The sequence below is a fragment of the Kitasatospora fiedleri genome (assembly GCF_948472415.1).
Taxonomy (GTDB): Bacteria; Actinomycetota; Actinomycetes; order Streptomycetales; family Streptomycetaceae; genus Kitasatospora; species Kitasatospora fiedleri.
Map to the genome: position 1 here is coordinate 626,842 of NZ_OX419519.1, position 19,709 is coordinate 646,550.

The window sequence follows — 19,709 nt, forward strand, 5'->3', positions numbered from 1 at the left end:
CCCTCACGGGTACGGTGGACGAACGGTCCTCCCCACCGTCGCCGCCGCGCGCCGCTGACGCACCGTCAGGCGGCGGAACGGGTGAGCCCCGCGCCGGGGCCGTCCGCGCCGGGTGCGAGGATCGGGACACGCACGGAGGACTCGCCCGCCGGCACCGCAGGCGCCCGGTGACCGGCCCACTCCCGTCGTACGAGGGCGGTGGCGGCGCGCGCGAGGGCGGTGGCGGCGGGTGGTGGCGGTGGCGGCGGGTGGTGGGCGGATCTGGGAGGGTGGCAGGTGCCGGCACACGTGTCCGTGTGCGTACCAGACACCAGAGGAGCAGTCGTGATCTTCATCGCTGTGAAGTTCACCATCCGGCCCGAGCACAGCGCGGACTGGATCGAGCGGGTCGGGGAGTTCACCTCCGCCACCCGCGCCGAGGAGGGCAACGTCTTCTTCGAGTGGTCCCGCAGCGTCGACGACCCGCACCAGTACGTGCTGTTGGAGGCGTTCCGGGACGGCGAGGCGGGTGCCCGGCACGTCGAGTCGGAGCACTTCAAGACGGCGATGGCCTGGATGCCGGACTCGATCGTCCGGACCCCGGAGATCATCAACGTGGAGGTCCCCGGCAGCGGCTGGAGCGCGATGGCGGAACTCGGCCCGCGCGGCTGAGCCCGCCGCCGCCGGGCGGCCGGGCGGGCGGTGCCCGACGAGCGGTCAGGCGCCGGCCGCCCGGTCCCGGCGGCGGGAGGCCAGCAGGCTGGCCGCGGTGGTGACGACCAGCACCACCACGATGAAGCCCAGCGAGAACGCGATGCCGATCTCCGGGACGTGCACGCCGCTCTCGTGCAGCGCGTGCAGGATCAGCTTGACGCCGATGAAGCCGAGGATCACCGACAGGCCGTAGGACAGGTAGACCAGCCTGGTCAGCAGGCCGCCGATCAGGAAGTACAGCTGGCGCAGGCCCATCAGCGCGAAGGCGTTGGCGGTGAAGACGATGTAGGCGTCCTGGGTCAGGCCGAAGATCGCCGGGATCGAGTCCAGGGCGAACAGCAGGTCGGTGGTGCCGATCGCCAGCATGACGGTCATCATCGGGGTCATCAGCCGGCGGCCGTCCACCCGGACGAACAGCCTGGTGCCGTGGTACTCGTCCGTGGACGGGACGCGCCGCTTGATCAGCCGCAGCAGCCACCCCTCGTGGTACTCCTCCGCCTCCTTGTCCTGCCCGGCCTCCCGCAGCAGCTTGACGGCCGTCCAGACCAGGAACGCGCCGAACAGGTAGAACACCCAGGAGAACCGTTCGACCAGCGCCGCGCCGCCCGCGATGAAGACCGCCCGCAGCGCCAGGGCGACCACCACCCCGAACATCAGCACCCACTGCTGGTAGATCCTCGGCACCGCGAACTTGCCCATGATCAGGATGAACACGAACAGGTTGTCGACGCTCAGCGACTTCTCCGTGACGTACCCGGCGAAGAACTCCACCGCCGACCGCGACCCGGCGTACCCCCACACGAAGCAGCCGAACAGCCCCGCCAGCACCACCCACACCGTGGTCCAGACCCCGGCCTCCTTGATCGAGACCTCGTGCGGCTTGCGCCCCCCGATGAAGAAGTCGGCCACGATCAGGGCGATCAGCACCGCGATGGTGCCGGCCCACAGACCCGCGGACACGTCCAAGGCTGCTCCTCGAGGTCCCGTCGAAAGCACCATCCTGACCGGCCGGAACCGCCCCGCCCGCACGACACACCCGGACGCCCCGGACGGAGGGCGGGTGGGGGTCGGAGCGGGAATTGCGGACGGGAAGTGGCCGGTGCGGTCCGTAGCGTGGCGGTAGGCGAACCACTCGACGGGAGAACCCGCACCGCATGGACGACGTGCTGTCCCTCCGCACCCTGAACCGGACGCTGCTCGAACGGCAGTTCCTCACCGAGCGCACCGGCCGGCCGGTGCCGGAGGTGGTCGAACGGCTGGTCGCGCTCCAGGGGCAGGAGCCGAACTGGCCCCACCTGGGGCTGTGGGCCCGGGTGGCGGGCTTCCGGCGGGCGGACCTGGGGCCGCTGCTCGCGGACGGACGGCTGGTGCGCTCCCTGTCGCTGCGCGGCACCCAGCACCTGTCCGGCGGGGCGGACCTGCCGCAGTGGCGGACGCTGCTCCGGCCGGTGCTGGAGCGCCTCTCCCGGGCCCGGCACTTCGCGGTGGCGACGGAGGGCCTCGACCCGGACGGGATCGCCCTGGCGGCAAGGGAGTTGCTGGCCGAAGGGCCCCTCCCCCGGCGGGCCCTCGGGCAGGCGCTGGCGCGGCGCCGTCCGGGGCGGGACGGGCGGTTGCTGGCGGGCGTCGCGGAGCTGCGGGTGCCGATGGTGCACGGGCCGGAGACCTCCGCCTGGGGGTCCTGGGGCACCCGTCCGAACGTCACCCTGGCGCTCACCGGGGAGCCGGCCGGCGAGCTGCCGGTGGCCGCGGCGGTGCTGCGCTACCTGGCCGCGTTCGGGCCGGCGGGGGTGCGGGACTTCCAGAGCTGGTCCGGACTGACCCGGACCCGCGCGGCGTTCGAGGCGCTGCGGCCCGGGCTGCGGGTGTACCGCGACGAGCGGGGCACCGAGCTGTTCGACCTGCCGGACGCGCCGCTCGCCGACCCGGAGCGGCCCGTCCCGGTGCGCTTCCTGCCCGCCTACGACAACCTGCTGCTCGGGCACGCCGACCGGACCCGGGTGGTCGCCGACGTCCACCGCCCCCTGGTGATGCCGGGCCGGGCCCTGGTCCGCCCGACCTTCCTGCTGGACGGCTCCGTCGCGGGCACCTGGGCGGTCGCCGGAGAGGAGCTGCGGATCTCCCCGTTCGCCCCGCTCCCCGCCGCCCGGGCCCGGGCGGTGACGGCGGAGGCCGAGCGGCTGGCGGCCTTCCTCGGGCCGGAGTGGCGGGTGGCGCTCGCGGCGGGGTGACGGCCCGTCAGGTGGGCACCGGCGGTCCGGACACGCCGGTGCCCACCGCACCCCGTCCGCCGACGGGGTGCGGTGGCGCTCGTGGCGGGCCGTCAGAGGCCGGTGTTGTAGTAGCCGCCGACGGTGCGGCGGTACTCGGGGTCGAGGGCGTGCGACTCGTGGTGGTACTCGGGGGCGTTCTTGATCTCGTCCTTGGTGCTGCCCACCCAGACGGTGCGGGCCTCCTCGTCGATGCGGCGGATGGTGCCCGCCGGGAGGAGGACGCTGCGGCCGAAGATCCACGGGCCGGTGTCGACGACGATGTGGCCGTCCTCGGCCTCGTAGGAGTGCTTGTCGACCTTGCCGATGTGGCCGTCGGCGGCCTCGACCCGGAAGCCGGTCAGATCGACGCCCGGGTTGTAGCCCTCCGCCTTCTCATAGCCCCACATGCCGTTGCTCACAACTGCCTCCTTGGTGAGGGGAGTTCGTCGTTCTGCCGGTTCGGCTGCCCGGTTTTCGGGCGGGCATGCGCGGCTTTTCGACGGATTTGGTGGTTTAAGAGCGACGGAGGGGGCGGCGGTATGGCGCGGGCGGCGGCGGGTGCGCGTTTCCGGGTGTGCCGACGGGGCGTCAACTCGCGTTCATGACAGGTGGATGACAGTTCCGTGGCGGGGCGCGCGGGACCCCTACCGGCAGGTCACCGCGCGGACTAGCGTGCGCCCGGATTCCGATACCAGCTGTCAGGAAGAGGCCCAGGTGCCCGCTGCTCCCGTTCCCCGCCGACTGCGTTCGGCCGCCCTCGCCGTGCTCACCTCCGCCGCGCTGCTGTTCGGCGCGCTCACCGCCCAACCGGCCGCCGGGGCCGCCGCCGGGCCCGCCCCCGCCGCCGGGGACCCGTGCCTGGGGCAGTGCCAGGACATCCTGACGGCGGGCGAGAACGGCCACGCCACGCTGGCCGGGATTCTGCTGCACCAGACCGTGGGGACCCGTCCGGCGCACTCCGCCGACCAGGTCGACGCGTACGACGCGCTGCTGCACGACTACAGCGGCCTGACGCCCGACCAGCTGGCGAGCTACTTCGACGACGCCTCGTTCGGGGTGCCCGCCGGGCAGGTGGAGAGCACCACCACACCGCGCACCGGGGTGACCATCACCCGGGACAAGGCGACCGGCACGCCGCACGTCAAGGGAGTGACCCGCTCGGACACCGAGTTCGGCGCGGGGTACGCGGCCGGGCAGGACCGGCTGTGGCTGATCGACGTGCTGCGGCACGTGGGACGCGGGCAGCTGTCCTCGTTCGCGGGCGGCGCGGCGGGCAACCGGGCGCTGGAGCAGAGCCTGTGGGCGGTGGCCCCGTACACCGAGGCGGACCTCCAGCAGCAGGTGGACCGGGTGAAGGCGGCCGGCCCGCGCGGGGCGCAGGCCTGGCAGGACATCCAGGACTACGTGGCGGGCCTGAACGCCTTCGCGGCGGCCGACGTCGCGGCGAACAACTACCCGGGCGAGTACGTGCTGACCGGCCACGGCTCGACCATCGAGCCGTTCACCGCGACCGACGTGGTGGCGATCTCCTCGGTGATCGGGGCGATCTTCGGCGGCGGCGGGGGCGGCGAGGTCGGCAACGCGCTGGCCCGGCTCGCCTTCCGGCAGCAGCTCGGCACCGAGGCGGGCGACCGGGCGTACGCGGCCTGGCGGGCCGAGGACGACCCGGAGGCGACGCCCACCGTGCACGACGGCAGCAGCTTCCCGTACGCGGCCTCGCCCGCCGCGCCGGTGGGCACCGCGCTGCCCGACCCGGGCTCGGTGACCGAGCTGCCGCACGCCGCCAACGGCACGGGCACCGGGGCGAGTTCGGCCGCGCCCACCACCGCGTCCAGCGCCACGTCCGCCGCCGCGTCCGCCGCCGCCGCGTCCAGCGCCGAGGGCGTGCTGCCCGCCGACCTGATCACCGCGAAGAAGGGCATGTCGAACGCCCTGCTGGTGTCCGGCGCGCACACCGCCTCCGGGCACCCGATCGCGGTCTTCGGCCCGCAGACCGGCTACTACGCGCCGCAGATCCTGATGGTGCAGGAGTTGGACGGGCCGGGCCTGCGCAGCCGGGGCGCGTCCTTCCCGGGGCTGAGCTTCTACGTGGAGATCGGCCGCGGCCTGGACTACTCGTGGAGCGCGACCTCCGCCAACCAGGACATCACCGACACCTTCGCGGTCGACCTGTGCGAGCCGGGCGGCGGCACCCCGAGCACCGCCTCCACCGGCTACCTGCTGGACGGGACGTGCACCCCGTTCGAGCGGCTGACCCGGCACAACGCCTGGCAGCCGAGCACCGCGGACTCCACCGCGGCGGGCTCCTACGATCTGGTGACGCTGCGCTCGGCGTACGGGCTGGTCACCCACACCGGGACGGTCGGCGGGCGGCCGGTGGCGTACACCGCGCTGCGCTCCACCTACCGGCACGAGGCGGACTCGGTGATCGGCTTCCAGCAGTTCAACGACCCGGCGGCGATCACCTCGGCGGCGGCGTTCCAGCGCGCCGCGCAGGACATCGGCTACACCTTCAACTGGTTCTACGCGGACGCCGACCACACCGCGTACTACAACTCCGGCGCCGAGCCGCTGCGCGCGCCCGGCACCGACCCGGACCTGCCGATCCTGGCGCGGTCCGCCTACCTCTGGCAGGGCTGGGACCGGACCGCGAACACCTCCGCGGTCGAGCCGCCCGCCCGGCACGCCCAGTCCACCGACCAGGACTACTACGTCAGTTGGAACAACAAGCAGGCCCCGGGCTTCACCTCGGCCTGGGGCAACGGCGCGGTGCACCGGGCCGACCTGCTGGACTCCCGGGTGAAGGCGCTGACCCAGCGCGGCGGCGTCACCCGCACCGACCTGGTCAAGGCGATGGAGGACGCCGCCAACGTCGACCTGCGGGCCGAGCGGGTGCTGCCCGAGCTGCTCGCGGTGCTGGACTCCGCGCCGGTCACCGACCCGGCGGCGGCCGCCGCGGTCGCCGGGCTGCGGGCCTGGGCGGCGGGCGGCTCGCACCGCCGGGAGGCGAGCAAGGGCGCGGGCGTGTACACCGACGCGGAGGCGATCCGGGTGCTGGACGCCTGGTGGCCGCTGCTGGTGGAGGGCGAGTTCCGGCCCGGCCTGGGCGACGGGCCGTGGCGGGCGCTGACGGCCGTCGCGCCGATCAACGAGACGCCCTCGGGCGGGCAGTTGGGCGGGACGTCCGGCGGCAGCGACATCGCGGCGGGCGAGGCTCACAAGGGCTCGGCGTTCCAGCACGGCTGGTGGTCGTACGTCGACAAGGACCTGCGCACGGTGCTCGGCCGGTCCGTCACCGGCCCGCTGGACCGGGCGTACTGCGGCGGCGGCACGCTCGGCGCCTGCCGGCAGGTACTGCTGACCACGCTCGCCCAGGCGGTGGCGACCCCCGCCGCCACCACCTACCCGGCCGACAAGTACTGCGCGGCGGGCGACCAGCTGTGCGCCGACTCGATCGTGCACCGGGCGATGGGCGGCATCACCGTGCCGCGGATCGCCTGGCAGAACCGGCCCACCTACCAGCAGGTGGTGGAGTTCCCGGCCCGGCGCACCGACGACCTGACCAACCTGGCCCGCGGCGCGACCGCGACCGCCTCCGACTACCAGGACGCGATCGTCGTCTCCTACCCGCCCAAGCAGGCCGTGGACGGCAACCCCGGCACCCGCTGGGCGTCCAAGACGGTGGCCACCGCCTGGCTGAACGTCGACCTGGGCGCGGTCCGCAAGGTCGGCCGGGTGGTGCTGGACTGGTCCGACCAGTACGCCACCTCCTACCGGATCGACGTCTCCACCGACGGCGCCGCCTGGCGCACCGTCTACTCCACCACCACCGACCGCGGCGGCCTGGAGAACCGCTCCTTCACCCCGGTGGACGCCCGGCACGTCCGGGTGGTGCTGCTGGCCCGCGGCACCGACAACCGCTACTCGCTCAACGAGGTCGGCGTGTACGGGAAGTGACCCGCCGCGCCGGGCCCCGGACGGACGCCGTCCGGGGCCCGGCGCGCGTTCAGTCCGGGTAGTGGCAGGCGGCGGTGTGGTCGGCGCCGGGGGCGGCCGGGACGGGGCGCGGCGGTTCGGTGGCGCAGCGGTCGCGCTGGGCGGGGGCGAGGGTGGGGTGGACGGGGCAGCGGGTGCGGAAGGGGCAGCCGAGGTGGCGTTCGGCGGGTGAGGGCGGGTCGCCGGCCAGCAGGCGGCGGGGCGGGCGCGTTCGGCGGGCGGGTCGGGGAGCGGGACGGCGGCGAGCAGGGCCCGGGTGTAGGGGTGGCGGGGGTGGGTGAAGACGCGGGCGGCGGTGCCGGTCTCGACGGTGCGGCCGAGGTACATGACGGCGACCCGGTCGGCGAGGTGGCGCACCACCGACAGGTCGTGCGAGACGAACAGGTAGGCGAGGCCGAGTTCGGCCTTCAGCCGCTGGAGCAGGTTGAGCACCCCGGCCTGGACGGAGACGTCGAGGGCGGAGACGGGTTCGTCCAGCACCAGCAGGTCGGGGCGGACGGCGAGGGCGCGGGCGATGGAGATCCGCTGGCGCTGGCCGCCGGAGAACTCGTGCGGGTAGCGGTCGGCGTGCGCGGGGTCGAGGCCGACCTGGCGCAGCAGTTCGGGGACGCGCCGGCGGGCCTCCGCGGCGGGGGTGCGCTGGGCGAGCAGCGGTTCGGCGAGCACGTCGCCGACCGGCATCCGGGGGTCGAGGGAGGCGGCCGGGTCCTGGAAGACGATCTGGACCCGGGAGCGCAGTCGCCGGACCGCGGCCCGGTCGAGGGCGGCGGTGTCCCGGCCGAGGAGTTCGATCCGGCCGCCCTGCGGGGCGGCCAGCCGGAGGATCTCGTACAGGGTGGTGGACTTGCCGGAGCCGGACTCGCCGACCAGGCCGAGCGTCTCGCCCCGCCGGATGTCGAGGTCGACGCCGTCGACGGCATGCACCTCGCCGGCCCGGCGGCGCAGCAGGCCGCCGCGGTGGCGGGGGAAGCTGCGGGTGAGACCGTGGACGGCGAGGACGGGCTCGCGTTCGGCGCGCGGGCGGGGGACGGCGGCGGCGGGCGGCAGCTCCGGGACGGGGTACACCTCGGCGGGGGCGGGCCGGGCGGCGGCGAGGTGGTCGGCGCGGACGCAGGCGGCGAGGTGGGCCGACGGGGGTTCGCCGGTGCCGGTGAGCGGCGGCTGCGCGGTGCGGCAGCGCTCCTCGACCAGCGGGCAGCGGTCGGCGAACGCGCAGCCGGGGCCGGTGAGTTCACCGGCGGCGGGCGGGGAGCCGGGGATCGGGACGAGTGGTCCGCCGCGGCCGTCGAGCCGGGGGACGGCGCCGATCAGGCCGAGCGTGTAGGGGTGCCGGGGGGCGGCGTACAGCTCGTCGACGGGAGCGGTCTCGACGATCCGCCCGGCGTACATGACGGCGACCCGGTCGGCGCTGCCCGCGATCACCCCGAGGTCGTGGCTGACCAGGACCAGGGCGGCGCCGCTCTCCCGCTGGGCGATGCGCAGCACGTCGAGGACCTGGGCCTGGATGGTGACGTCGAGGGCGGTGGTGGGTTCGTCGGCGAGCAGCACGTCGGGGTCGTTGGCCACCGCCATGGCGATCATGGCGCGTTGGCGCATGCCGCCGGAGAACTCGTGCGGGAAGGCGTCCAGGGCGCGGGCCGGGTCGGGGATGCCGACCAGGTCGAGCAGGTCGGCGGCGCGCTTGCGGGCGGCGGCCCGGCCGAGGTCCTGGTGGATGCGGACGGCTTCGGCGATCTGGTCGCCGATCCGGTAGACCGGGGTGAAGGCGGACAGCGGGTCCTGGAAGACCATGGCGATCCGGCGGCCGCGGACCTCGGCGAGCTGCCGGGCGGGCAGGCCGACCAGTTCGCGGCCGTCCAGCCGGACCGAGCCGCCGGTGCGGGCGGTGGCGGGCAGCAGGCCGAGCACAGCGAGCGCGGTGACGGACTTGCCGGAGCCGGACTCGCCGACCAGGCCGAGCGTCTCGCCCCGGTGCAGGTCGAGGTCGACGCCGCGGACCGCCGGGTGGCCGTCGAAGTCGACGGTGAGGTCGCGGACAGTGAGCAGCGGCGTGGTCGGCGGAGCGGTCGGTGGCGTGGCGGTCTGCGACGTGGCAGGCGGCGGCGTGGCAGGCGGTGGCGTGGCGGGCGGGGTGGTCACGGGGTGCTCCGGCGCGAGGGGGTGGTGGTCGGACGGCGGCGGCGGGGTCGCCGGGCGGGGCGGCGGCGTCCGGCGGCGGCCGTCGGGTCGAGGGCGTCGCGCAGGCCGTCGCCGACCAGGTTGACGGCGAGCACGAACAGCACCAGCAGTCCGGCGGCGAAGTAGAACAGCCAGGGGAAGACGGGGGCGTCGCCCGCGCCGGCGGCCAGCAGGGTGCCGAGCGAGACGTCGGGCGGGCGGACGCCGAAGCCGAAGTAGGAGAGCGCGGCCTCGCTCATCACGGCGCCGCCGACGGTCACGGTGGCGTCGATGATCAGGAACGAGGAGACGTTCGGCAGCACGTGCCGCCAGATGATCCGGAACGGACCGACGCCCATGTACCGTGCGGCGGCGACGAATTCGCGCTCGCGCAGCGAGCGGGTCATCGAGCGGACCACCCGGGCCGTGATCATCCAGTTGAACACGGCGAGCAGCAGCACGAAGGCGATCCAGCCGCTGCCGCGCAGCCGGGGCGAGAGCACGGCGATCACCAGGAAGGCCGGGAAGATCAGCAGCAGGTCGACCAGGAAGGTCAGCACCCGGTCGGTCCAGCCGCCGAAGTACCCGGCGCAGGCCCCGACCAGCGAGGCCAGGCCGGTGGAGAGCACCGCCACCAGCAGTCCGATCACCAGCGACTTCTGTAGGCCCCGGACGGTCTGCGCGAACACGTCCTGACCGAGCCCGTTGGTGCCGAACCAGTGTGCGGCGGAAGGGGGTTGGCGCAGGTTGGCGTAGTCGGGCGCGGCGTAGTCCCAGGGCGTGAGGTAGGGCCCGACGAAGGCCAGCAGGAACAGCAGCACCAGCACGACCGCCCCGGCCACCGCCCCGCGCGAGGCGGCCAGCCGGGCGGCGGCCAACCGCACCCGGCCGCGCGGCGCGAACGCCTCGGCGGAGGACGGCTGCTCGGCGGCGAGGACGAGTTCGGCGCTCATCCCGCCACCACCCGGGCGGACCCGGCGAACGCGACCGCCGACCGGGGTGCGGCTGTCAATCGGAGTGCGGCCGCCGACCGGGGTGCGGCCGTCGATCGGGATGCGGTCGCCAACCGGTCGGCGGGAGAAGCGAGTTCGGCGTTCATGCGGCCCTCACCCGGGGGTCGAGCGCGGCGTGCAGGGCGTCGGCGAGGAAGCCGGCGGCGAGGACGACCACGGCGGCGAACAGGTTGACGGCGACGACCGAGTTGACGTCCTGCTCGTTGACGGCCTGGATGAACCACTCCCCCATGCCGTGCCAGCCGAAAATGGTCTCGGTGAAGGCGGCGCCGGTGAACAGGCCGAGGAAGGCGTAGGCGAACATCGTGGTCATCGGGATGATCGCGGTGCGCAGGCCGTGCTTGAGCAGGGCCCGGCCGCGGGTGAGCCCCTTGGCCTCGGCGGTGCGCAGGTAGTCCGCGCCGAGGACGTCGAGCATGGTGGCGCGCTGGTAGCGGCTGTAGGTGGCCAGGCCGCCGAGGGCGAGCGAGAGGGTGGGCAGCAGCAGGTGCAGCCCCCAGTCGGCGAGGTGGGCGCCGAGGCCGCCGGCCAGGTTGGGCGTCTCGTAGCCGGTGAACGGGATGACGTCGTGTCCGGCGGCGTCCTTGGCGGCGATGGCGCCGTTCTTGAGCAGCAGGGCGAGCAGGAAGACGGGGGTGGAGAGCAGCACGAAGGAGAGCACGGTCAGCAGCCGGTCGGAGAGCCGGTACTGGCGCACCGCGCTCCAGGCCCCGGCGGCGACGCCGAGCAGCATGCCGAGCAGGCTGCCGACCAGCAGCAGCCGGAGCGAGACCCAGATCCGGCGGCCGAACTCGTCGTTGACGGCGGTGCCGTGGATGGTGCGGCCGAGGTCGCCGTGCAGCAGGCCGTCGGCCCAGGTGCCGAAGCGCTGGACCACGGGGGTGCGCTCGTTGAGGTTGAGCGCGGTGAGCTGCCGGTCCACGGACGCGGCGGAGGGCCGGGGCTGCTTGGCCTCGAAGTAGGCGCGGGGGCCGAGTGCGGTGGCGGTGAGGGCGTACGACAGGAACACCGCCGCGGTCAGCAGGGCGGCGTAGTAGCCGAGCCGTTGGGCGAGGTATCGCGTCACGGCCTGCCTCCGGTGTGGTTCGCACACCTGGGGAACATGGTCATTCGCCTTCGTTAGTACGGGTTTTGACGCACTTTCGCGCAGCAGTTGTACGCCACGCCGGACGGTCCGTCCAGGGCCCGCCGCGCCGACGGGTCCACCCGGTCCGGGGAACCCGCTGGTCACAGCTGATCAGACGGGTACGGACGGCGTGTTGCCACAGTGTTGCCCCGCGTTTCACTTCGATCAGTTCTGCACGCCCACCCCTGGTGGGGTGGCTGACGGGCTGTTACGTTCGCCCCGTCGGCACCGACTTGGCTGCCCACCATCAAGTGCCGCCACACCTGGCGGCCCCCACTCTTCGAAACCCGAGGACTCCCCCGATGCGCACACCGCCCGCCACCCGCCGGATCGGCCGCACCGCCGCGGCGGCCCTCGCCGCCCTCCTCGCCGCGACCGCCTGCAGCTCCACCGGCGGGTCGACGGGCGACGTGGCCAAGACCGTCTCCCCCACCGTGGACGCCGAGGACAACAACCCGCAGCCGCTGGACAACATCAAGGACGGCGGCGAGCTGCGGCTGCCGCTCCAGCAGTGGATCACCCAGTGGAACCCGTACCAGGTCGACGGCAGGTACGGGGACGCGGTGGAGATCATGTACTACACCGAGGCCAAGCTCTTCCAGGTCGACGCCAAGGGCGTCTACCACCCCGACCCCTCGTACCTGGTCTCCGCCGAGGTCACCTCCACCTCGCCGCAGGTGGTGACGTACAAGCTCAACCCGAAGGCGGTCTGGTCCGACGGCACCCCGATCGGCTACCGCGACTTCGAGGCGGTCTGGAAGGCGTCCAACGGCAAGGACCCGGCGTACAACCTCGCCGACTCCTCCGGCTACGAGCAGATCTCCGCCGTCGAGCAGGGCGCGGACGCCGGGGAGGTCAAGGTCACCTTCGCCCAGCCGTACGCCGACTGGCAGAACCTGTTCAACCCGCTGCTGCCCGCCTCCGGGATCTCCACCCCGCAGGACTTCAACGACGGCTGGGTGGAGAAGGTCCCGGTCTTCGGCGGCCCGTTCGTGGTCTCGAACGCCGACAAGACCGCGCAGACCATCACGCTCACCCCCAACCCGCACTGGTGGGGCCCGAAGCCCAAGCTGGACCGGATCACCTACCGGGTGCTGGACGCCGCCGCGATCACCCAGGCGTTCCTGAACAACGAGGTCGACCTCGCCTCCGCGGGCACCGCCACCGCGTACGGGCAGCTCAAGGACGCCGCCGGCGCGGCGATCCGCACCGGCACCCCCTGGGACGAGGTGCACATCTCCTTCGGCGGCAACGGCCCGCTCGCCGACCAGAAGGTCCGCCAGGCGCTCGGCCGGGCGATCGACCGCGCCTCGCTGATCAAGATCGCCAACAAGGGCGTCCCGGTGGAGTTCAAGCCGCTCGACAACCACCTGTTCATGACCAACCAGAACGGCTACCGGAACAACGCCGGGGACTGGGCCTCCTACGACCCGACCACCGCGAAGAAGTGGCTGGACGAGGCCGGCTGGAAGGACGCGGGCGGCACCCGCAGCAAGGACGGGCAGCCGCTGGAGCTGCACTACGTGCTGAGCGACGGCTCCAACCAGGCCCAGACCGACCTGGCCACCGCCGTGCAGAACATGCTCCAGCAGGTCGGCGTCAAGCTGACCCTCGACAAGGTCTCCAGCAAGGAGTACTTCACCAAGTACGTCAACCTGGGCAAGTTCGACCTGGCCAGCTGGCGCAACACCGACTCCTTCCCGCTCTCCCAGACGGTGGCGATCTACCGCGCCCCGCAGGGCGACAACGTGTTCGGCAACTACTCGAAGCTCAGCACCCCCGAGATCGACGGCCTGCTGCGCAAGGCCGCCGCCACCCTCGACCCCGCACAGGCCGACGAGCTGTACAACCAGGCCGACGCGAAGATCTGGGAGCTCGGCCACACCCTGGAGCTCTACCAGCGCCCCAGCATCGTCGCCGTCCGCAAGGGCCTGGCCAACTACGGCGCCGGCAGCCTGGCCAGCACCGTGATCACCTCGGTCGGCTGGCAGAAGTAGCCCGCCCCGGGCCGGTGCCCCCGCCCCGGGCGGCACCGGCCCGTCGGCCCCGGCCCGTCGGTCCAGGACCCCGCTGACCCCCGACTCAGGGGCCCCGACTCAGCGGCCCCGGCTCAGCGGTCCTTGAACTCCTCCAGGGCCTCGAACACCGTCCGCCGCATCGCCTCGCCACCGACGTGCCCGGAGTCGTCGAAGACGTGCAGCCGGGCGTCCGGCCACGCCTTCGCCAGCTCCCAGGCCGTCCGCACCGGGCAGCCCATGTCGTACCTGCCGTGCACCAGCACGCCCGGGATGCCCGCCAACTTCCCGGCTCCCCGCAGCAGTTGATCCTCCGCCAGCCAGGCGCCGTTGCTGAAGAAGTGCGCGCAGATCCGGACGAACGCGATCCGGTCGTCCGCCTCCCGGGCGCTGTACATGCCGGGGATGCCGTGGGGCTCGTCCGAGATCACCGCGTCCTCCCAGGCCAGCCAGGCGTCGGCGGCGGCGGCCCGGACCGCCCGGTCGGGGTGCTCCGTCCGCCGCGCGTAGGCGGCCAGCAGGGCGTACACGTCGCCGTCCCAGGTGTGTTCGGGGACGGCGGCCAGGAAGCGGTCCCACGCCTCCGGCTTGAAGGCGGACACCCCGTGGTAGAGCCAGTCGGTCTCGGCCCGGCGGGTGGTGGTCACCGCCTGGAGGACGATCTCGCTGACCCGCTCCGGGTGCTGCTGCGCGTACGCCAGGATCAGCGTCGAGCCCCAGGAGGCGCCGTCCAGCAGCCAGCGCTCGATGCCGAGGTGCGCGCGCAGCCGCTCCATGTCGTCGATCAGGTGCTGCGTGGTGTTCAGCGCCATGTCCGCCGCCGGGTCGCTCGCGTGCGGGATGCTGCGCCCGCAGTTGCGCTGGTCGTAGCGGACCACCCGGTAGCGCGCCGGGTCCCACGCCCGGGTGGGCCGGTCCGGCGCCCCCGCGCCGGGCCCGCCGTGCACGTACAGGGCGGGCTTGCCCGCGGGGTTGCCGAGCTGCTCGTAGGAGATCCGGTTGCCGTCGCCGGTGTCGAGGAACCCGCGGTCGTAGGGGACGGTCGGCGGGTGGAGGAGGTCGTCCAGGGGGGTCGGAGGCATGACGGACGATCCTAACCGGCCTCCTCCGTGCGGCAACTGAATAACCGTCACCCCCCGACGGGCCGCCGGGGGGGTGACGGACCACACCGTGCCTACTGTTGCCAGAGCTGGAGTTCGGAGAGCTGCCCGGCGGGCCAGCCGGTGTTGCCGGTGACCTGGACCCGGACGTAGCGGACCTGGGCGGCGGGGAAGGCGAGGGTGACGGTGTTGTCGGCCGCCGGGTCGAAGAGGTGGGCGGCGGAGGGCTTCAGCGGGGTGAAGGCGGTGCCGTCGGTGGAGCCGAGCAGGGTGAGGGTCTGGGTGCGGGCGCCCCAGCCGGCGGGCAGCCGGAGCACGGCGCGGGAGACCTGCCGGGCGGTGCCGAGGTCGACCTGGGCCCACTGCGGGAAGGCGTTGTTGGCGCTCTCCCAGTAGCTGTTCCGGTTGCCGTCGGTGAGGTTGCCGGAGCCGTAGACGTCGGCGTGCGAGGACTCGGTGGTGGGCCGGCCGGCCGCCAGGTCGGTGGCGGGCGGGGTGGAGGCGCCGGCGAAGCGCAGGTGGTTGAGGTTCCAGCCGCCGGTGTCCTGGACCAGGGTGAGCACCTGGCGTCCGGCGGGCAGGGTGAGGCGGGCGGTGGCATCGCCCCAGGTCTGCCAGTCGCCGGTGGCGGGCAGGGTGACGGCGCCGGTCAGGTCGGCCCCGGTGCCGTTCGCCAGGTGCAGGGCGCCGGTGACGGCGGCGGGCGCGGCGTACCGCAGGGTGACGGTGTACGTCCCGGCGGTGGCGACGTCCACGGTGTAGCGCTGCCACTGGCCGCCCGAGGTCCAGCCGAGGCCGTAGCCGCCGCCGGTGTCGGTGATGGCCTCCAGGTCGACGCCGTCGGCCCGGTAGCCGTTGGCGGTGCCGTTGACGGTGTTGACGAAGTAGCCGGTGCCGGGGCCGCCGGTGTCGTAGTCCTCGGCCTGCACGGTGCCGGGGATCGCGGCGGGCGAACCGCCGTACGGGGCTTCGGGGTTGCCGGTGCCGCCGCCCCAGCTGTTGCCGCTCGCGGTGACGGTGAAGGCCGGTGAGTTGTTGCGGTACGCGGTGGCTCCGGCGGCGCTCAGGCCGGTGACGGTGTTGTCGGTGAGGGTGGCCGAGCCGGTGGGCGCCGGGTAGAACGGCGGGGCGACCACGAAGCCGTTGCGGCCGGGTGCGGTGACGGTGTTGCCGCGCATCAGGGTGTTGGTGGACGCGGAGAGGCCGACGCCGTCGTACAGCGCGTTCAGCACGGTGTTGCCGGTGACGGTGACGTGGTCGACCACGCCGGTGTTCTGGCCGTCGCCGCCGTTGCCGACGTGCAGCGCGGGCTGGCCCTGGCTGTAGCCGTTGCCGCCGGAGCGGACCACGGTGTTGGCGTTCAGGGTGGCGCCGAGCAGGTCGCTGCCGTTGACGCCGAAGCGGCCCGCGCCGAGGCCGATGTAGCGGGCGGTGTCGGAGATCAGGTTGTGCTCGATCAGGTGGCCGCTGCCGCCGTAGACGCCGATGCCCTTGCCGCCCCAGGGCGCGACGACGGTGTTGTGCGTCATGGTGATCCGGGCCATCGGCGTGTAGTACGTCCGGTTGCCGTTGCCGTCGGTGTTGTAGTTCACGGAGTTGACGGCCATGCCGTCGTCGCCGGTGCCGCGGACGAAGTTGTTGTCGGCGGTGATGTCGCTGCCCACCGAGTTGCCGAGCGAGACGTTGTTGACGTTGATGCCGTCGGCCCAGACCGCGGTGACCCGGGCGTTGCGGACGCTGCCGCCGGTGCCCGAGGCCCAGTAGCCGGACTCGACGTGCTGGCTCCAGATGCCGTCGGCGCTCCAGCCGGTGCCGGTGGTGTCCATCGCCCCGCCGCCGCCGTCGACCATCTCCCGGCTGGTGGAGTTGGAGTCCAGGTGGAAGCCCCGGACGTGGGTGGAGGTGAGGTTGAACAGGGCGGCCAGCGGGGTGCGGTTGGGCAGCGGGACGTCGCGGTAGACCGTCGAGTACCACGGGCCGGCGCCGACGATGGTGATGCCCTGGGCGGTCAGGCCGGTGGTGCCGCGCAGGTAGAAGGTGCCGGGCGGGACCCACAGCGTGCGCTGCTGGGCCTGCGCCTGGTTGATGCAGTTCTGGATCGCGGCGGTGGAGTCGACGGCGTCGGGCGCGGCCGAACCGTTGGTCGGGGTGGTGCTCGCGACGGCCCCGCAGTCGGTGATCGACAGCGACCCGGCGGGCCGGGCGGCGGGCGGCGGCGGGTTCTCCGCGTCCAGCACGTCGATGTCGTAGTAGGCGGCGGTGTTGGCGGCGTCCTTGCGCAGTTCGACGGTGCTGCCGGGGGCGATCGGCGCGCCGGTGACGAAGGTGTGCGCCTCGTCGAAGAAGTCCCGCGGGTCGCCGTCGGCGGCGTTCTGGTTGCTGCCGTTGTAGTGGCCGTCGCCGCCCTCGTAGAACCAGCTCTGCTGGGAGTTCAGGTTCAGCGTCTGGCGGAACACCCCGTCCACGTACAGGTTCAGGGTCGCGGTGGTGCCGCCGCCGGTGGCGGAGTCGGGGATGCTCTCGCGCACGTTGATCGCGCTGACCGGCCCGCCGGTGCCGTTGGTCCAGCGCACGCCCTGCCCGGTGGCGGCCAGGTGCACGTACGCGTGCCCGGACGCCTCCAGCGCGGCGCTGGAGTACGGCGTGGTCGGCGCGGCGGTCAGCGCGACGACGGCCGCGCCGCCGGTGGGCGTGCCCGCCTCGGCCTCCCACGGGGCGAACGGGAGGGTGGCGCCCGCGGTGTCGGCGTCCGCGGCTCGGGCGCCCGCCGCGCCGCGGGTGTCCGCCGCGGTGGCGACGGTGGCGGCCGCGGGCGCGGCGAGCGCGGCGGCCAGCAGCGCGGTGGTGGCGAGCAGGGCGGTCCGGGCGCGCGGGCCGGCGCCGGGCAGAGGTCGTCTCATCGAGTCCCTTCCTGGGCGTGCGCGAGGCGCGCTCCGCGAAGGCGCGGGCGCGCTGAGCGAGGAGCGGGGAGCGGTGGAGCGCGGGCGGGGCAGCAGCGAACGTAACCTCGTTGACATGAATCCGCAATGCCTGCACCGGATCACGCAAAATCCCAACTCCACTCGCGCACACCGCAGTCAGGGGCTCGGGCGGGGCGGAGGGCGGGCCCGTGGGGCCGCGACGGGACGGGCCGACAGGGGTGGGGGCGACGGCGCCGTCCCGGCGGTCGACCCGGACGACCGCCGCCCGCCGCTACCCCAGGCCGAGGGCGGCGCGCAGCCGCCCCCGGGTGGCCGCGGCGGCCTCCCGGGTGACGGGGTCGTCGCTGCCGAGGGCATCGCCCAGCAGCAGGTCGGCGGCGGCGACCACGGCGGCGGGGAGGACGATCTCGCGCAGGCCGAGCAGCTGGGCGGCGGCCTGGTGCCCGATCGTCGGGGGACCGGAGGGCCGGTCGTGGGGTTCCGCCGGTTCGGGGACGCGCGGGGGCGTCGCCAGGGGGTGCCCGCCCTGCGGGCGGCGCGGTTCGTTGATCACGGGCATGCTCCGTTCAACGGGCCACGGCCCACGACGGTTACGCGGTCCGCGACGTTCGAGTGCCCCGCCCCCGCGCCCGGCCGGCCCCCGGCCCGGCTCCGTCGCGGGCCGTCGCGGGCCGTCGCGGGCCGTCGCGAGCCACCGTGGGCCGTTACGGCCCGGTCAGGAGGCGTGCCGGTCCGCGACGGCGGCGGGCCCGGGCCCCGACGCGGGCGCGGCCCTGGCCCCGGGCCCGGAGGCGGGCACCGGCGCGGCGGCGGACGGGCCGAGAGCGGGCCGTTCGGGGCGCGGGGCGAGCGTACGGACCCCCGTCGGCAGCGGGGCGGGGGCGGCGGCGGTGTGCGCGGCCCGGAGCCACCGGGCCAGGGCGTGGGCGAACTCGGGACCGATCGCGGCGGCGTGCTGCAACTGGTCCAGATCGCCCGGTCGGAGCGGGACACCGGCCTCCGAGAGGGCGGCCAGCAGGGGTTGCAGCAGCGTCCACTGGAGGCGGACGGCGGGCAGCGGGCTGGTATGCGCAGGCTCTGTCACGTCCGGTCCAACTACCCGCCCCCGACGGGGACACGGCCCGTTCACCCGGTTCCACCACAGGGTGCAACCCGGCTCCGGACGGCGTGCCGCGCCCCGCCGGAAGGCCCGTCCGGTGGTACCGGCGAGGGCCGGCAGGAAGGCCGGCAGGGGGGCCGGCGGCGTCGGCGGGGGCTCAGTCGAGGCGCAGCCGTGCCAGTCGGCGCAGGGCGGCGGCGGCCAGCAGGGCGGTCGCGGTGGCGAGCAGGGCGGCGGCGAGGGGGTGGGGCCCGCCCGCGCCGGCCCACAGGGCGCCGACGGCGGTCGCGGTGGTGAGCAGGGCGACGGCCGCGACCAGCAGGACGGGGCGGTGGCTCAGGCGGGCGGCGGGGCCGGGCGGGTGGTCGAGCCGGCGGTCCAGGCGGGGGTCGGTCCGGCGCAGGTGCTGTTCGATCTCCGCGAGCAGGAGGCGTTCCTGCGGGGTCAGTCGGGTGTCCATGGGTCTGCCGCCTCTCGGGGAGGGGGTGCGGGTGTCGTCGGGCGGGCACGGCGGTGGCGGCCGGTGCGCCGTGCGGGCCGGATCGCCGTTCTCCTCTCGGTGCGGCGGGCCGCGACCATCGCGGGTACCCCTTTCCGGAAAAAAGTCCCGCCGCCGGGCGGTCGGCGCCCACCCGCAGCGCTGGTGCAGCGTTTCGACCCGGGGCGTCCGGGGGTCCGGGAGGTCCGCCCCCACCCCGTCCGCGCCCCCGCACCCATCCGGATCGGGCCCGGCTCCGAACCCCGTGGACACTCCATGGACGTCCCTGTCGACGTCCCCACGGCCGAGGAGGCAGCGATGATCGAGGTGATGCGGGAGATCCCGGTCCGCCGTCCGGCGGATGAGGTGCTGGACTACTTGGCGGATTTCGCGCACGCCGCCGAGTGGGACCCGGGCACCGAGCAGTGCGTCCGGATCGGCCCGAGCGGGAGCGCGGGCACCGGCGCGGGGACGGGCACCGCCACGGGCACGCCGGGGCCGGGCGCGCGGTGGCGGAACGTCTCGGTGTTCCGGGGGCGGCGCACCGAGCTGGTGTACGAGCTGGTGGACCGCGGGCCGGACCAGGTGCTGTTCGTGGGGCGCAACCGCACGGTCACGGCCTCGGACGAGATCACCGTCAGCCCGGGTCCGGGCGGGGCTGGGTCGGTGGTCCGGTACCGGGCGCGGCTGCGGTTCCACGGGCTGGCGCGGCTGGCGGAGCCGTTCCTGCGGCGGGACTTCGAGCGGCTGGCGGACGCGGCCCGACGGCGGATGCCCGAGGTGCTGGACGGCGGCTGAGCGCCCGGCCGGGCCGGTCTCCCCGTTCGGAGCAATCCGCGGACCCGGCGCCTCCGAATGA

General features: G+C 74.4%; 14 protein-coding genes and 1 pseudogene. 5 read left to right on the plus strand and 10 right to left on the minus strand.

Annotation, left to right across the window (positions count from 1 at the left end):
* The first annotated feature begins 324 nt into the window (after positions 1-324).
* Positions 325-651, plus strand: a complete 327-nt coding sequence (locus QMQ26_RS03265; protein WP_100834796.1) for a putative quinol monooxygenase — start codon at positions 325-327, stop codon at positions 649-651.
* A gap of 45 nt (positions 652-696) precedes the next feature.
* Here QMQ26_RS03265 and QMQ26_RS03270 read toward each other — a convergent pair whose 3' ends face one another.
* The gene (locus tag QMQ26_RS03270; protein ID WP_100834797.1) at positions 697-1,659 is read right to left on the minus strand and encodes a TerC family protein; all 963 of its coding nucleotides are present in this window, start codon (positions 1,657-1,659) and stop codon (positions 697-699) included.
* Between the two features lie 188 nt (positions 1,660-1,847).
* Here QMQ26_RS03270 and QMQ26_RS03275 point away from each other — a divergent pair, with 188 nt between their 5' ends.
* On the plus strand, positions 1,848-2,924 hold the full coding sequence (locus tag QMQ26_RS03275; RefSeq protein WP_282204690.1) for a winged helix DNA-binding domain-containing protein: 1,077 nt from the start codon (positions 1,848-1,850) through the stop codon (positions 2,922-2,924).
* 92 nt (positions 2,925-3,016) lie between these two features.
* Here the strand turns inward: QMQ26_RS03275 and QMQ26_RS03280 are convergent, their stop codons facing one another.
* Positions 3,017-3,364 carry a PRC domain containing protein gene (locus tag QMQ26_RS03280; protein WP_100834799.1) on the minus strand — a complete coding sequence of 116 codons (348 nt, stop codon included), beginning with the start codon at positions 3,362-3,364 and terminating at the stop codon, positions 3,017-3,019.
* 295 nt (positions 3,365-3,659) lie between these two features.
* On the opposite strand from QMQ26_RS03280, the gene QMQ26_RS03285 reads away from it, so the two are divergent.
* A complete protein-coding gene (locus QMQ26_RS03285; protein ID WP_282204691.1) occupies positions 3,660-6,902 on the plus strand; it encodes a penicillin acylase family protein in 3,243 nt (1,080 codons plus the stop codon).
* A 49-nt stretch (positions 6,903-6,951) separates the two neighbouring features.
* Here the strand turns inward: QMQ26_RS03285 and QMQ26_RS03290 are convergent.
* From QMQ26_RS03290 to QMQ26_RS03300, 3 genes and pseudogenes are all read right to left on the minus strand, one after another.
* Positions 6,952-8,987, minus strand: a pseudogene (locus QMQ26_RS03290) (ABC transporter ATP-binding protein).
* An 89-nt stretch (positions 8,988-9,076) separates the two neighbouring features.
* Complete coding sequence (locus tag QMQ26_RS03295; RefSeq protein ID WP_282204692.1) at positions 9,077-10,051, minus strand: ABC transporter permease; 975 nt, start codon at positions 10,049-10,051, stop codon at positions 9,077-9,079.
* A gap of 142 nt (positions 10,052-10,193) precedes the next feature.
* Positions 10,194-11,177: an ABC transporter permease gene (locus tag QMQ26_RS03300; RefSeq protein ID WP_282204693.1), complete on the minus strand. Its 984-nt coding sequence runs from the start codon at positions 11,175-11,177 to the stop codon at positions 10,194-10,196.
* A gap of 362 nt (positions 11,178-11,539) precedes the next feature.
* Here QMQ26_RS03300 and QMQ26_RS03305 point away from each other — a divergent pair, with 362 nt between their 5' ends.
* Positions 11,540-13,234, plus strand: a complete 1,695-nt coding sequence (locus tag QMQ26_RS03305) for an ABC transporter family substrate-binding protein (RefSeq protein WP_282204694.1) — start codon at positions 11,540-11,542, stop codon at positions 13,232-13,234.
* A 113-nt stretch (positions 13,235-13,347) separates the two neighbouring features.
* On the opposite strand, the gene pip is transcribed toward QMQ26_RS03305, so the two are convergent.
* From pip to QMQ26_RS03330, 5 genes are all read right to left on the minus strand, one after another.
* Entirely contained in the window at positions 13,348-14,334 is a 987-nt protein-coding gene (gene pip, locus QMQ26_RS03310) for a prolyl aminopeptidase (RefSeq protein WP_282204695.1), read from the minus strand.
* Between the two features lie 92 nt (positions 14,335-14,426).
* Positions 14,427-17,252, minus strand: a complete 2,826-nt coding sequence (locus QMQ26_RS03315) for a carbohydrate-binding protein (protein WP_282204696.1) — start codon at positions 17,250-17,252, stop codon at positions 14,427-14,429.
* A gap of 292 nt (positions 17,253-17,544) precedes the next feature.
* Positions 17,545-17,826, minus strand: a complete 282-nt coding sequence (locus QMQ26_RS03320; protein WP_282204697.1) for a hypothetical protein — start codon at positions 17,824-17,826, stop codon at positions 17,545-17,547.
* A 162-nt stretch (positions 17,827-17,988) separates the two neighbouring features.
* Positions 17,989-18,357 (minus strand): hypothetical protein, encoded by a 369-nt coding sequence (locus QMQ26_RS03325; RefSeq protein ID WP_282204698.1) that lies wholly within the window; start codon positions 18,355-18,357, stop codon positions 17,989-17,991.
* Positions 18,358-18,529: 172 nt separating this feature from the next.
* Positions 18,530-18,832, minus strand: a complete 303-nt coding sequence (locus tag QMQ26_RS03330; protein ID WP_159072960.1) for a DUF3040 domain-containing protein — start codon at positions 18,830-18,832, stop codon at positions 18,530-18,532.
* Positions 18,833-19,126: 294 nt separating this feature from the next.
* On the opposite strand from QMQ26_RS03330, the gene QMQ26_RS03335 reads away from it, so the two are divergent.
* On the plus strand, positions 19,127-19,648 hold the full coding sequence (locus tag QMQ26_RS03335; protein ID WP_318552180.1) for an SRPBCC family protein: 522 nt from the start codon (positions 19,127-19,129) through the stop codon (positions 19,646-19,648).
* Positions 19,649-19,709: the final 61 nt, after the last annotated feature.